The following is a 15,311-nucleotide window of genomic DNA, read 5'->3' on the forward strand; positions in this document are numbered from 1 at the left end:
ATCTTTAATAATGCTCTTAATTGTTCTCTTGACTTTATCATAAAACGAATTGTTTTTTTCCAAGTACATACCTTTCTTTAATTTATTATTAAAGTATTTATTTAAGATAAACAATTCATCTCGATATATTTTCACCTTATCAGAGACACTATCTTCCAAAAAGTCATCAATAACATTAATAGGCCAATTTAAAGTAAGAACATCTACCTCTACACCATTTTTAATTAAACCGTTTATTAACGATACGTTCCTAATAGACGCAGAATTAGCTTTTCTAGTTAATGTTGAGGTAATGTATAAAATTTTCATTATATCAACTTCCTTCTATCGCGAGAAACTGTTTTAAGCTATTCTCAAATTTCTCTTCCTCAATTTGCACTCTACTCAAAAACTTTTTACATCCTAGTTGATATGTTTGATAATCAAAAGATTCAATGAATCTATTTACTTTATCTTCCAGGTCATCTGCATCTACATCGATAACTAATCCCAGGTTATACTCTTCTACTAGACGAGACATATAACTATTATTAGATATAATTACCGGACGTTTTGAAATACAAGCATTATAAAATCTATTTGCCATCAATGTCTTTGGCCCCATATCATTCGTTGGCATTATTAAATTTATTAAATCACTACTATAATAAAAATTCATCTCTTCATTTCTATTATATCTACCATGAAAATACACGTTGTCTATTTTATTTTTTTGAGAGTACTTTTCTAAATCTTTCTCACATATTCCAGTTCCTATGTAACGCAAACAGATTCTTTCGGAATTTTTAAAATGATTCATCACTTTTATATTTTCATCATAATGCCTAATAGACCCAATATTACTTATAACAATGTCATCTTTATTTTTTAAGTCAAAGTTTAACTCTTCTTCTTCTTGAAGTCGCTTTAAAAAAACATTATGTGATATTACATATCGATCAAAAGTAGGTAGCCACTTTTTATAGCCTTCCGAAGAAATTACTGTAAAACTGGAGTTTTTTATTACTGAGTAATATTTTTTAGCTAATCTATTCATCTTACTATAATCCCTTATGTCTAATATATAATTATTTTTATAGTGTTTCTTCAAGAAATTTGCTAAAAAGATTGCGATTTGTGGAACAAGAACTATAAGTTTATCATATTTATGCTTCTTAATATTATTGATTACAAACTTTGAAAAAAGGTAATAACCTATTACTTTCTTTGCATTACTTGAATTGTATGAACAAAAATAGTCGAAACTTGTTGATTTTTCAACTTTTTCAGTTATATTCGCTTTGTTCCAGTATATGATATTATATTCTATATCGTTGTAATCTAATACTTCTGTATAGTATTCCAAATATGGTGCATGTAATATATTTGCTGGTAAAATTAAACCTACCTTCATTGCTCTCCCCCTAAAAACTTTTACACTTGTTAGTTCTTATAATTATTAGGTTTAATAATGGTTAAAGAGATTTTTATATATAATTCCAGGTCTATAATAATGGAGGGTCAGTAACATCTTATAGATTATTATGCTTCAATGTTTTTTCTAATATCTCCGCTATCCTGCTACTTGCTAAACCATCTCCACATGGAATACTTTCTCGACTCATTTTATTATATTCAGAAATATCTTCAACTAATAACTTAAAATATTTATAGATAGTTTGTTTTCTGTACCTACTAATTTAAGAGTTCCAGCAGCTATCCCTTCTGGCCGTTCAGTTGTGTCACGCATAACTAAAACTGGCTTTCCTAAACTCGGAGTCTCCTCTTGAATCCCACCACTATCAGTTAAAATAATATATGATCTCGAAAGAAAATTGTAAAATTCTAACACTTCCAAAGGCTCAATAATTCTAACCCTATCACTATTACCAAATACTTCATATACAGACTCCCTTACAACTGGGTTCATATGAATAGGATATATCACTTTAATATCAGGGTACTCATCAATAATTCTTTTGATAGCCTTGAACATATTTTTCATTGGTTTACCTAAATTTTCTCTTGATGTGCTGTTATCATAATAAGTTTGCTATCCGCTGCCCAATTTAAATGTTCGTGAAGATAATCAACTTTTACAGTTGTTTTAAGAGCATCAATGGCAGTGTTACCTGTAACATATACTGATGAGGGATTCTTTCCCTCATTATATTAAATTATTTTTAGACATTTCAGTTGGGGCAAAGTTATATTTAGCTATAATTCCCACTAACTGACGATTAAACTCTTCAGGAAATGGTGAGTAAATGTTGTAAGTTCTAAGCCCCGCTTCAACATGACCAATTGGAATTTGTAAGTAGTAACAAGCTAATGATGTTACGAAAGTAGTAGATGTATCGCCATGAACTAATACAACATCCGGCTTTTCTTGTTCTAAAACCTCTTTCATGTTCTCAAGAATATTACCAGTAACATCGAAGAGCGTTTGATTTGTTTTCATTACTGATAAATCAATATCCGGTTTGACATGAAAAGCACTTAATACCTGGTCTAACATTTCTCTATGTTGACCAGTAACACATACAATCGTATCTAAGCTATTTCTGGTTTCAGTTCTTTGACGAGAGGACACATCTTTATTGCTTCAGGTCTTGTCCCAAAAACTACCATTACTTTTTTCTTCAACTATAACTACCTGCCTTACTTTATAATTTATAAACACCTTCAAAAGTACAAATATTCTTAGTATCGAGTACATGCTTACTCTTAATTAAATTTAGATTTTCTTTTATATGATTATGACCCACCATTATCACAAGTATTTCTATTTCATTTAGAAATTCTTCAAAATTTGCTGATTGATAATCTACTACACTGTTTTTTACATGTGGATCGAAAACTTTCACACCAAATGCCAAATGTTCATCCATCCGCTCTAACAACTGTAGTGTAGGGCTTTCTCTAGTATCATCAACATCTTCTTTATACGCTAATCCATATAAACCTACTTTTGATATATCTTTAATATTATGTTCTCTCATAATATCTCTAATTCTGCCTAAAACATGTTTTGGCATAGAGTCGTTTATTTTGCGTGCCGTAAGGATGAGATTGGTTAAATCTGGATAATCACCAACCAAAAACCATGGATCCACAGATATACAATGTCCACCAACCCCAGGACCAGGTTGCATTATATTCACGCGTGGATGCATATTTGCAATTCTTATAATTTCATATACGTCCATATTATCCATTTGACATATTTTGGCTAATTCATTAGCAAATGCTATATTAATATCTCTAAAAGTATTCTCTACAACTTTTGACATCTCTGCTGATCTTATGTCTGTAACGACAATATCTGCCTTACAAAAATTTAAATATAATCCTTTAATTTTTTCACCAATTTCTATGTTATCCGCACCGATTGTTCTTGAATTATGTTCGAGTTCATAAATCATATTACCTGGAATAATTCTTTCCGGTGCATGTAACAAGTGTATATCTTCACCAATAACATATCCTCTTCTTTCTATCTCAGGCCTTACATACTTATCCACTGTGCCAGGAGATACTGTTGATTCAATAATTACTGACGCTCCCTTATCACATACGTCAAGGACGCTATTTAATGCAGAGATGACATACTTAGGGTCCAGTTTTTTACTCTCCTTTATGTAAGGGGTTGGGACCGCAAGAATATAAGTATGTGTTTTTTGATATTCAGTTGAAAAAGTAATCCCATTATTAAGTGCTTTTTGGTGTAATTCTTCCAGCCCTTCCTCTTCGAAAGGAAGTATTCCTTTTTCTAAAGAATTTACCAGATCTGTATTATAATCAGTCCCTACCACTACTTCACCGCTTTTAGCAAACATTAATGCTGTAGGTAAACCAATATATCCCAAACCAATTATATTAATCATTAAATCGCTACCCTTCTTTTAGTACTATTTCAAGTTTATTATTACATTTTTTTTCGTTCATACTAACCTTAATACAAACGACATTAATTTCCTCTTCCTTTAAGTAATACAAGCTTCTAATAGCTTTTTTCACTTCTATCTCCCCATCAGTTTTAACATTTCCAATGACTTGACCATCATTGAATAATACAAAGCCTCTCTCACCTTTTCTTACTTCACATGGTGTGTGTAAATAGAAAACACAGTATTCACCGTCTCCGGTAACTTCATCAGTTATTGAATATCCTGTCTCTGTTTTTTGTACATTTCTTGTATGTTCATAGTCATTTTGGGAAAGCATTGTTCCTGTAAATCCATCTTCCACTTGATTGAAACTTTTACGTTTAGTCCAATCATATACCAAAAATGGTTCTCTCTTTTTCATCTGCTCTTTTTTATCAATTTTTACAGTATTGTGGGCTGATGTTAATGCCAGCTTCTTACCGATATCAGTTGCATAGGAATAAGTTCCACTATCACAAAAAACATTTACACCTTTATGCCACAAATCAATATGATGCTGATCCATTTGTGCTGGGCGAGTTTCAAAATGTTGAAGAACCGTCATTAAGAAACCTTCAGAATGTCTCAAAGAATATAAGCCTGATGATTTAAACATCTCATTTCTTTTCTCTATTAATGACAAAGGATACTCTTTTGGTCCTTTTGTGCCGAACCAAATTAATTCTTCATCATATAGGCCTGAAGGGAAAACTCTTTGACCGTTAACAATAGCGAATATTGTATTAGTAATCGGCTGAAAATCTCTATACCCGCAGGAAGTGACCGGAAAAATTAATGCGCCATCATTAGATCCATAGTTAGGCACGTCTCCTGATTCATCTTGTACTTGATAAAGTAAATGTGCACTGTTTCTTATCAGCTTCTTACTATGATCAGAAATTTGATACCTTGTTTTCTCACTAATTTTCATGACAAACTCAGCTATTTGAAGTGCAAACCGTTGATAGTTAAAAGAATATTGTAAGTAACCACCATCTGGTAGAAACTGTTTATCGATTTCTTTATCGAACAATATATATGCACTTTTTAATCCTTTTTCATTTTTAGATGCCCAGGCACCTATAATAAGACCTGTAATCTCAGATAATGTATGGTTGTTTTTTATACACTTATGTGCATAAAAGAAGTTAGATAATACCTTTTTATAACTATCGCCTACAAGTTGAAATAGGTTATCCTCATCTTTCGAATCGGTCAACTCATATAAATTAAAAGCAGAATAAGCAATAATTGCATTAATCATTCTCAAAGTTGCTTCTTGACCACACTTATAATTAGGACCATAAGAATATTCGTTCTCATTTAACCAATTCTGTAGTTGATTGGAAAAAGCTTGATAATACTTATCATTCTTGGTTAACATATAAGCCCTAACAAAATAGAAGAAATGAGTAAACCTTGAAGCTTCCCAAATCGCTTTTATATCACCACGTTCTGGATCGAAATCAGAAATCTGATACCATTTAAGGCTTTTATTTACTTCTTTTTTTGTGATTGGATTATAATGCCAGCGGATTGGATTACCATAATCCAGTTGAACAGATGAAAAGCCCAATATCTTTCCTTTTATTGCATTGTCAGCAATAGATATTATCTTGTTTTTATTTTCATTAGATAAGTTGCTTAAGAACTCTTCTAACAAATCAACGTTTAGGTCAAATATATTTACTCTCTTTATATCTACTTTTTTCTCAAAAAACTTTTCAGTGGGCGGTATTGCTCTCATCATTTTTAGTTTTGCAGAATAAAGGGATCGATTAAAAACCCAAGACAGACCATATTCTTTTATTAGTGACTTGATCATAGCAATACCTCATTCTTTATATACTTACTGTACTTCTTTAATAACGTCTATTAATCTTTCAGTTAATCTTCCAAAGTCAAAATCTTCAGCAGCGCTTTTTGCATTTTGAGATTTAATACGATACTGCTTTTCTGACATATTTTTTATAGCTAATACGGAATCAGCTAAATTTTGTGGTGTACTTTCTTCTAGTTCTATTCCACATTGGTATTTCTCTAAGATTGAATACCCCATTTGAATTGTTGAAATTATAGGTTTTCCTGATGCCATGTATTCAAAGAGTTTATTAGAGCTATTACCTCTCGCCCAATTGTATTGAGTATTGGAATAATTAAGGATGTTCACTGAAGATTTACTTAAAATGTTGGGAATTAAGCTTTTATTTACGAACCCTTTTACTTTTACATTCGTTATATTTTCATTCCTAACTCTTTCCTCTAACATTCCTTTTTGGTTTCCATCGCCATATATTAAGAACTGAATATTTTCTTCATCTTTTAATAATAAAGCTGCATCAAGGATATTCCCTACATTATTAACAGGACGAATAGCGCCAACGTATACTACATTAAATTTTTCAGAATCTAAATCTTCATCATTTACCTCATTATTAAATGTGGATTCTTCAAAGGCTTTTAAATCTACCCCATTGTTAATGTAATAGCATTTTGAAAGGTCTATGCTTCCCCCTTGGGCAGTATCCCATTTTCTTTCTTTTATATAATCGGTGTCCCCTTCTTTGGTGAAAATTAGAGCATCAGCATTTTTATATATCCAATGTTCTCCTCTAATAAGAATTCTCCCTAATAGACTTCCTTCTTTTACTTTATTAAATGAAAAAATAGCTTCCGGCCACAGATCACGTATTTCACAAATACAAGGCACACCTAGTTTTTTAGCTATTTGTAGTCCGGCTACCATGGTTAGGGGGTGTACGCTGGACGCTATAATCACATCAGGTTTTCCATATATCTTGGCATATTCTTTTGCTACAGAAAATAAGTTCTTATAAAAAAGACCCATATTCTTCAATCTATCCAAACCGTTCTCTAACGCAGCTTTTGTGTTAACAAAGACAAATGGTATATTATCTAAGTTATCTGTAGTGTACTTTTTATTATTTGTATCAATAAAACCGACTTTATTATGAAAAGTGTTTGCACAAAAAACTGTAGGTTCATACCCTCGTTCAATAAGATTTTTTGCAAACCAGTAATGTCGTCCCCCACGATTTTTGTACATATCTGTTGCATAGTGATTCCACAACCAAACTTTTTTTCCCATATTTCACACCTCAAATACAACTATAAATAAAAACAACAGTCGCCCTTTTATATTTTTCTTGCTGGTACACCCACATAAGTACCAGGGGAATTAATCTCCTTAATTACTACAGCTCCTGCACCAATCTTACAATCACTGGTTATATTTACATTGTTACTTACTACACTGCCAATTCCCATCCATGTATTCTTCCCCACATTCACTGTTCCAGCTAAATGAGATCCTGGAGAAACATGAACGTAGTTGCCAATGGTATTATCATGGTCAATGCTGGATGAAGTATTGATAATACAACCTCTTCCAATACAAGTTCCACTATTAATGACTACACCGGCCATTACAACTGTGCCCATACCAATTGACACGTCGGTCCCTATAATTGCAGAAGGATGAACCAATGATGCTATAGTTGCTCCCTTTGATTCTAAGTCTTCTTGTAATGACTGTCTTATGAAATTATCTCCAATACCTACAACAAAAGCACATTCATTTATGTACTCCCATGCATCTTTAACTTTACCTACGACTTGATATCCTAACATTTCTGCTTGTTCACTTTTATCATCTATAAATAGGATCTGTTCCCACTCATCCGACTTCTTAGCTATATCAGCAATAACCTTGCCGTGCCCGCTGGCTCCAATGATTAGCAGTTTATTCATTATCTTCATCCTTTTTGTTTCCCATGAAGGGTTCTACAGTGGCTGCTTCTTCGGAATTAATCCCTTCTCGAATAAATACCTTTTTTATCGTAGCTAAGATGACTTTTATGTCTTTAACGAAAGAAATATTATCTACATAATGAACATCTAAATCAAATTTTTCTTGCCAACCAATCGCATTCCTACCATTTACTTGAGCTAAACCAGTAAGCCCTGGTTTCACCTCATGCCTTCGTTTTTGATGAGAGTTATAAAGAGGGAGATATTTCATAAGTAATGGCCTTGGTCCAACAATGGACATTTCACCCTTTAGTATATTGAATAATTCAGGCAACTCATCTAGAGAGGTTGAACGCAAGAACGTCCCAAATTTAGTTAACCGTGTATGATCTGGTAGTAATTCACCTTTTTGATTTTTTTCATCTGTCATCGTTCTAAACTTATACATAAAAAAAGGCTTACCATTAAGTCCTGGGCGTTCTTGCTTAAACAAGATAGGAGATCCTAGCTTCTTTCTCACCATAATAGACACTAATATCATAGGAACACTTAATACTGTAATGGCAAGAGCAGAGAGTGTAATATCAGCTAACCTCTTTAGGTAACGTTCATAAATCCCCTTCTTTGTATGTGTCATTATTTCATCCACAAACCTTTCATTATTCGTACAACTCTTTTCAGGTCTTCGTCTGACATTTTTGTGTCAGAAGGTAAACAAATACCATTCTGAAACAACTCTTCAGAAACTCTACTACCAACGAAATCATATTTCTCAAAATAAGGCTGCATATGCATCGGCTTCCAGATCGGTCTAGATTCAATATTTCCTTTCTCCAACGCTTCCATCACATCAATTGGTCGAATGTCATCATTCAATTTCATTCCACTTAACCAATAGTTCGGTTGATCCCAATCATTAATTGGCATAAACTCAACTCCATCAAGGTGACTGAGTTCACTTTTATAATAATCAAAGATATATTTTTTCTTTTCTACTCTTTGTTCCAGCACCTTCAATTGCCCACGCCCAATACCAGCAACCACATTACTCATACGATAATTAAACCCTAATTCACTGTGTTGGTAATGTCTTGCTTGGTCACGTGATTGAGTAGCCCAAAATCGTGCTTTTTGAACCATTTCTTCATTATTTGATACAAGCATCCCACCACCGGATGTTGTAATGATTTTGTTCCCATTAAAAGAAAAGATTCCATAGTCTCCAAACGTTCCAGTATGTTGCCCTTTATAGTAGCTACCCAACGACTCTGCTGCATCTTCAATAACAGCGACATTATGTTTATTACAAACCTCCATGATCTGATCCATATCTGCTGAAAGTCCGTATAAGTGAACAACAATAACAGCTTTCACTTCCGGATATTTCTGAAAAGCTTTCTCGAGAGCATATGGGCACACATTCCAAGTTTCATAGTTACTATCTATAAATACGGGTGTGGCATTTTGATAAATAATAGGATTCGCTGTTGCCGAGAAAGTTAATGTTGGACAAAACACAATATCTCCCTCACCTACACCAGCTGCCTTTAATGCCAAGTGAATAGCGGCCGTTCCTGAAGATAGGGCTGCGGCTGATTTTGACCCAACTTTAGTTGCCACTTCATTTTCAAATTCATTAACATTTGTACCTAATGGGGCAATCCAGTTGGTATCAAAAGCTTCTTGTACGTATTGTTGTTCATACCCTTCATCACTCATATGAGGGGATGAAAGAAATATCCGTTCTCCCATTGTCTCCAACTTCCTTCCATTCGTTTCTTCTATATTTGGTTTGCTTGGACTTACCTGTATATTTCTTACAAACAACTCCAAACAAACCAACTTATGCTTCTTCATTATTAGAAGGTTGCCGTTTGGCAACCTTCTATATATTCTATTGATTCATAGGTACTTTGTTTTTTTGGAGAACTTCTTCCATATAGCTTATCACGTCATCTTTCAGTTCTGTGCGCTCAAGCGCAAGGTCCAACGTCGTCTTCACAAAACCAAGCTTCTCCCCAACATCATACCTCTTACCCTCAAAATCATAAGCAAACACACGCTGAATCTCATTCAACTTCTGAATAGCATCCGTCAGCTGAACCTCACCACCTGCACCTTTTTCCTGCTTATCAAGGAACATGAAGATCTCTGGGTTCAAAATATAACGTCCCATAATCGCAAGGTTTGAAGGAGCAGTGCCTTGCTCAGGTTTCTCAACAAATGTTTTCACCTGGTAACGGCGTTCGTCTTGATCGAGCGGATCGATGATGCCATAACGATGGGTTTCCTCTTCCGCAACCGTTTGGACACCAATGACTGAGGATAATGTCTCTTCTTGTTGATCCATCAACTGTCGAAGGCAAGGCTTATCTGCACGTACAATATCATCACCAAGAAGAACAGCGAATGGCTCATCCCCGATAAATTTACGCGCACACCATACAGCATGTCCGAGCCCTTTTGGCTCTTTCTGACGAATGAAGTGAATCTCAACATTCGAAGTCGCATTCACTTTCTCAAGAAGATCGTACTTCTCTTTTTGCATCAAGTTATCTTCAAGCTCAAAGTTTTTATCAAAATGATCTTCAATTGCACGCTTCCCTTTACCCGTCACGATTATAATATCCTCAATCCCAGACTCAATTGCCTCTTCAACGATATACTGAATTGTCGGCTTATCGACAATCGGCAGCATTTCTTTCGGCATCGCCTTTGTAGCTGGAAGGAAACGTGTTCCTAATCCGGCAGCTGGGATAATTGCTTTCTTTACCTTTTTCATAACGAGCTCCCCCTTACAATCCTATAACACTTGCTCCAAAACTTTTTTGCTAGCTGGAAGTCTATTGTTGGCCAAGTCAATTGCATACTTTCTCAAGTCTTCCACACTGCTCTCCGCATGATTCTCAACCAAATACTCCACAAGCTGATAATCAAACTCCACCGTTTTCCCAATAAAAATTTTCGGAAATACCGGCTTCTTATTCACTTCCTTATCACTCAGAAGCTCCTCATACATCTTCTCCCCAGGTCGAATACCATTAAACTGAATGGGAATCTGCTCTTCCGTAAATCCTGAAAGATGAATCAAGTTCTTCGCAAGATCAACAATCTTCACCGATTCGCCCATATCAAGCACAAACACCTCTCCACCCCGTGCAAGTGCCCCAGCTTGAAGGACCAACCTCGACGCTTCTGGAATCGTCATAAAGTAACGTGTCATATCAGGGTGAGTAACCGTAACTGGACCACCTGCAGCAATCTGCTTCTTAAATAACGGAATCACACTACCACGGCTTCCAAGTACATTACCGAAACGGACAGCAACGAACTTCGTCTGGCTTTGTCGGCCAAGGTTCTGCACGACCATTTCCGCAATCCGTTTCGTAGAGCCCATTACGTTAGGCGGGTTGACAGCTTTGTCTGTGGAAACAAGTACGAAGGCTTTCACCCCTGCATGGTGTGCAGCTTCAGCAACGTTTTTCGTGCCGATAACGTTGTTCTTCACCGCTTCTTTCGGATTTGCTTCCATTAGTGGCACGTGCTTGTGAGCGGCTGCGTGGTAAATGTAGGATGGTGAGTAGTCTTGTACCACTTGAAAAATGCGCTCTCTGTCCTGAACATCCGCAATGACAGTCACAAGGTCTGTATCGATATCGTATTGTTTTAATTCCATATGGATCGTATAAATGCTGTTTTCTCCATGTCCAAGTAAAATGAGTCGTTCCGGCCCGAACTTGACGAGCTGCCTGCAAATTTCTGAACCGATACTTCCACCAGCACCTGTAACCATGACCGTGCGGCCTTTGACTTCAGACTCGATGGAATCAATATCGAGTTCGACCGGCTCACGGCCTAGAAGATCTTCAATCTGCACGTCTCGAATTTGATTGACAGACACATTACCTAGGGCAATATCCTCAATCATCGGCAAAGTTTGGACATTTTTGACAGCTTTTTTTGACATTTGAATTAAATTTTTTACAGTTTCCTGCTTAACAGATGGCATGGCCATGACGATATGATTAATATGGTGCTTTTCAGCTAGACGTTCTATTTCTTTCGTACTACCCAGCACAGGTAGACCAGAGATCGTCAAATGGTGCATTGTGGGATCGTCGTCGACAAAGCCGATGACATCTCCGTTGAATTCTTTTGAATTATTCATTTGCCTTGCAAGCATCCGACCGGCAGCGCCTGCACCTACAATCAATGTGCGTTGACGGTTGGGATCATTGATGACTTTCGCTCTTTTCAGCTTCGGTTTAAGTGTAATTCCGTAGTTTTTATAATACTGCCAGGCGAATCGTACACCGCCTATCAGTAAGATATGTAACATCCAAGTGATGCTTAAGGCGCGTTCATACACATTTCCGAACGTAACCCATTGAACCAGAACGGCCGTCAATATGGAGAACGTTACCACGCCTATAATTCCAATTAATTCTTCTGTACTGGCATAACGCCATTTCTTCTTGTACATGCCGGTAATGCTGGAAAATAGATGATGGCTGATAAGTAAAGTAGCTGAAAGGACAATCATGACATTGTCAAAGACAGCGACGTAAGGATTTAAAAAGAAGTGGGACATGTAAACTGAGAAGAATACGATAAAGGAATCGATCAAAATAAGTAATAGGAGTCTTTTTTTATAAGCCGTTGTCAACACATTCCCTCCTTGTCTAAGCGAGATGCTTTTCGTTGTTTCATAGCTTTAGCCAGTTCCTTTTCTAAGAGTGGCAGTTTTTCATCTGACGCTTCGTATTTAATATAACGAATTGTTTTAATTGCAGACTTAGGTAATTTTCAGTTTTTCACGTTTCTTCACGACCTTTTTCTACATCTGTTGGATATGATTAACAATTCATTGTAACTATTTTGTAACACAAGTTATTGTATCAATATCCTTGTATCCTTTAAAGGGGATTCTTGTGGATATTTACATAATTTTTATATATTTTGTAAAAAAACGCTTTCATTTAATATTTTTTGATATAAGAAAAGTGATTCCAGCATGTAAAGCCAAAATCACTTCTTCACTCATCTACTAAAACAAACCAAGAACTTTTTTCTTTTTCTTCACGTGCTGGGGCGGCTCTGCCTGCAGGACTTGTCCTGCTATGACATCTTCTGCATTCTCAGAAAGCATGTACACCATATCAAGGCCATAGTTCTTTCTGACTTCACTGTAAGCTTCTGACATGCAGAAACCACGGGATGTCGTATTGTGAGCATCGCTTGCGATCAAGTGGGCGAGGTTCGCTTCGATCAATTGTTCAGAGAACTTCTTGACCTTTTTGCCGAACTTACCGCAGACACTTGCCGCTGTCAATTGGGCAAATGCTCCTCTTTTCACGAACGAATAAAGAAGATCAGGGTTTTCGATGATCGCTTTATTTCTCTCAGGATGCACAATAACCGGCTGATATCCGGCTACTTGCATATCAAAAAACAGCTGGGAGGCATAGCGCGGAACGGAACCGGAGGGGAATTCGACGAACACATAGTTCGTGTCATCATTGATTGGAAGAATTTCATTAGCTGACAATCCTTCAATCATCTCTCCATATACTCTTGTTTCCTGCCCGGGCAGGACTTGCAGATCAATCCCTTTTTCCTTGAATGTCCGGTTCAACTCTGCGACTTGGATCTTGATGTTGTTTTTATAATTGTTGTATGCTCCGTTGTTATGATGGGGGGTGGCAACAATATGCGTGATGCCATCGTTCACTGCTGCTTCCGCCATCTGGATGCTTTCTTCGATTGTCTGTGCCCCATCATCAACGCCTGGTAGGATGTGACTGTGAATATCAATCAAAAGACCTACTCCCCTCTAAATTTTCTACACCTATTGTTATAATTCTATCTTTGTTTTTATAATCTGATAACGATTATACCAATTATATACAGCTTTTTGAAGGGGATTCTCACGCTTTTTTAAAATAAATAGCTTCTTTTTAAAAAATATCACTCTATTTGTGAGATTCATATATTATTTTTTGAAAAAAACACAAAAAAGAAGAGCTGGGGCAGCTCTTCTTGCAAACTATTGTCCGTAATAGTAATAATAATTGCTGGATTTCAAATCTTGATCGTTTAAAACGACGCCTAAAATATTCGCTTTGGCTTGTTCCAGTGTTTCTTTTGCTTTAACAGCCGCTTCTTTCTCCGTCTGCTTGCTGCGCACAACAAGCAAGACACCGTCTACGAAGTTTGATAGAACTTGTGAGTCAGTCACTGCAAGTACCGGTGGCGTATCAAAAACGATCATATCGTACGTTTTCTTCGCTTCTTCGATAAACTGCTTCATTTTATTAGAACCGAGCAATTCAGATGGGTTTGGTGGAATGGGACCACAAGTAATAACATCAAGGTTGTCTACATCGGTTTCACGGACGAGTTCAGTCACTCGCTGCTTCCCTACAAGATAATTGCTCAACCCACTCGTATTAGAGACACGAAATGTGTAATGCACCGTCGGCTTTCTTAAGTCCGCATCAATCAGCAATGTCTTCTTCCCTTGCTGGGCAAAGACGGTTGCTGTATTTGCTGTTGTAATGGACTTTCCTTCCGATGGGCTTGCAGAGGTAACGAGCATCGTTTCCAACTCGCTGTCTACGGTTGTAAACTGCAAGTTTGTACGGATCGTACGAAACTGTTCTGCAATTGGTGATTTCGGATTTTCATTGGCTATAATATTTCGGGCTCTCGTATTTACCATCGGTTTCTTTTTACGTGCCAACAGACTCACCTCTCATTTCTGTCACGTTCGACTTTTTTCTGGAACGCCCCGGAGCTGGGAGTTCATCAGCGGTTATCGTAGAGACTACCCCAAGGACGGGCAAACCAAGGCTTTCTTCGATATCTTGTTCACTCTTAATTGAGTTATCTAAGTATTCCAGTAAGAATGCAATTCCTACACCAGCCATGAGACCAACGACTAGAGCAATGGCAATGTTCAACGCCGGGTTCGGGCTTACAGGGGAAGGATCGGGTCCAACTTCTGCACTTGATAACACATTGACGTTATCGACATTCATCAGCTGTGGTACTTCTTCTTTAAATACGCGAACCGTCGTATTCGTTAGGTCAGCAGCAAGCATCGCATTACTGTCCGTGGCTGTTACGCTCACGACCTGAGATTGTTCAGAACTTGAAACCTGCAGTTTTTCTGCCAATGTAGCAGAGGAGTAATCCACTCCAAGCTCTTCAACAACGATATCTAAAACTCTTGGACTTTTGATGATATCGTTATATGTATTAATTAGCTCCACATTCGTACGGATGTCATTAATATCATAAGGGGTATTTTCCTGTTGACCTTGAGACTGGCTGACAATAAACTGCGAAGATGCTTCATACGTGGGAGTTGCAAGGAAATAGGTGTACGCCGCACTTAGTCCTGCAGCTAAAATGGCTAAGCTGATGATCAGCCCTATACGTTTCTTCAGTACCTCGAAAATCTCTTTCAAGGAAATTGTTTCCTCCATGAATAAACCTCCTGTTGTTTGTCGAATAAACAGATATCAGCATTATAGCATAAGATATCTTTCTATTGACCTTGGAATCTTGAATCTTTAACTATTTTTTTACAAAGAAATGACGGCTTTCTAAAATTAATTATCGGTTATC

13 protein-coding genes and 1 pseudogene are annotated in these 15,311 nt (G+C 36.5%); all 14 read right to left on the reverse strand.

What is annotated here, in order from left to right; translation table 11 throughout:
* Positions 1 to 309 (reverse strand): hypothetical protein (locus DYE48_RS12095; protein ID WP_208639659.1); only part of this gene is annotated, 309 nt, incomplete at its 3' end.
* Positions 310 to 313: 4 nt separating this feature from the next.
* Complete coding sequence (locus DYE48_RS12100; RefSeq protein WP_115823867.1) at positions 314 to 1,393, reverse strand: glycosyltransferase; 1,080 nt, start codon at positions 1,391 to 1,393, stop codon at positions 314 to 316.
* Positions 1,394 to 1,511: 118 nt separating this feature from the next.
* Positions 1,512 to 2,610: pseudogene (wecB, locus tag DYE48_RS12105) on the reverse strand (non-hydrolyzing UDP-N-acetylglucosamine 2-epimerase).
* A 35-nt stretch (positions 2,611 to 2,645) separates the two neighbouring features.
* Positions 2,646 to 3,866: a nucleotide sugar dehydrogenase gene (locus tag DYE48_RS12110; protein WP_115823868.1), complete on the reverse strand. Its 1,221-nt coding sequence runs from the start codon at positions 3,864 to 3,866 to the stop codon at positions 2,646 to 2,648.
* 7 nt (positions 3,867 to 3,873) lie between these two features.
* Entirely contained in the window at positions 3,874 to 5,733 is a 1,860-nt protein-coding gene (locus tag DYE48_RS12115; RefSeq protein ID WP_115823869.1) for a heparinase II/III domain-containing protein, read from the reverse strand.
* A gap of 24 nt (positions 5,734 to 5,757) precedes the next feature.
* A complete protein-coding gene (locus tag DYE48_RS12120; protein WP_115823870.1) occupies positions 5,758 to 7,017 on the reverse strand; it encodes a glycosyltransferase family 4 protein in 1,260 nt (419 codons plus the stop codon).
* Between the two features lie 47 nt (positions 7,018 to 7,064).
* Complete coding sequence (locus tag DYE48_RS12125; protein WP_115823983.1) at positions 7,065 to 7,682, reverse strand: acetyltransferase; 618 nt, start codon at positions 7,680 to 7,682, stop codon at positions 7,065 to 7,067.
* Positions 7,672 to 8,316 (reverse strand): sugar transferase, encoded by a 645-nt coding sequence (locus tag DYE48_RS12130; protein ID WP_115823871.1) that lies wholly within the window; start codon positions 8,314 to 8,316, stop codon positions 7,672 to 7,674. Before DYE48_RS12130 ends, DYE48_RS12125 begins: the two co-directional genes overlap by 11 nt.
* The gene (locus DYE48_RS12135) at positions 8,316 to 9,431 is read right to left on the reverse strand and encodes a DegT/DnrJ/EryC1/StrS family aminotransferase (RefSeq protein WP_115823872.1); all 1,116 of its coding nucleotides are present in this window, start codon (positions 9,429 to 9,431) and stop codon (positions 8,316 to 8,318) included. Before DYE48_RS12135 ends, DYE48_RS12130 begins: the two co-directional genes overlap by 1 nt.
* 142 nt (positions 9,432 to 9,573) lie before the next feature.
* A complete protein-coding gene (galU, locus tag DYE48_RS12140; protein ID WP_115823873.1) occupies positions 9,574 to 10,461 on the reverse strand; it encodes a UTP--glucose-1-phosphate uridylyltransferase GalU in 888 nt (295 codons plus the stop codon).
* A gap of 21 nt (positions 10,462 to 10,482) precedes the next feature.
* A complete protein-coding gene (locus DYE48_RS12145) occupies positions 10,483 to 12,348 on the reverse strand; it encodes a polysaccharide biosynthesis protein (protein ID WP_244199420.1) in 1,866 nt (621 codons plus the stop codon).
* A 378-nt stretch (positions 12,349 to 12,726) separates the two neighbouring features.
* Positions 12,727 to 13,497, reverse strand: a complete 771-nt coding sequence (locus tag DYE48_RS12150; protein WP_115823874.1) for a tyrosine-protein phosphatase — start codon at positions 13,495 to 13,497, stop codon at positions 12,727 to 12,729.
* A 228-nt stretch (positions 13,498 to 13,725) separates the two neighbouring features.
* On the reverse strand, positions 13,726 to 14,421 hold the full coding sequence (locus tag DYE48_RS12155) for a CpsD/CapB family tyrosine-protein kinase (protein WP_115823875.1): 696 nt from the start codon (positions 14,419 to 14,421) through the stop codon (positions 13,726 to 13,728).
* Positions 14,411 to 15,169, reverse strand: coding sequence for a YveK family protein (locus DYE48_RS12160; protein WP_115823876.1), 759 nt, complete (start codon positions 15,167 to 15,169; stop codon positions 14,411 to 14,413). Before DYE48_RS12160 ends, DYE48_RS12155 begins: the two co-directional genes overlap by 11 nt.
* Positions 15,170 to 15,311: the final 142 nt, after the last annotated feature.

Origin of the sequence: Halobacillus trueperi (assembly GCF_003386945.1) — a bacterium.
Lineage (GTDB): Bacteria > Bacillota > Bacilli > Bacillales > Halobacillaceae > Halobacillus > Halobacillus aidingensis.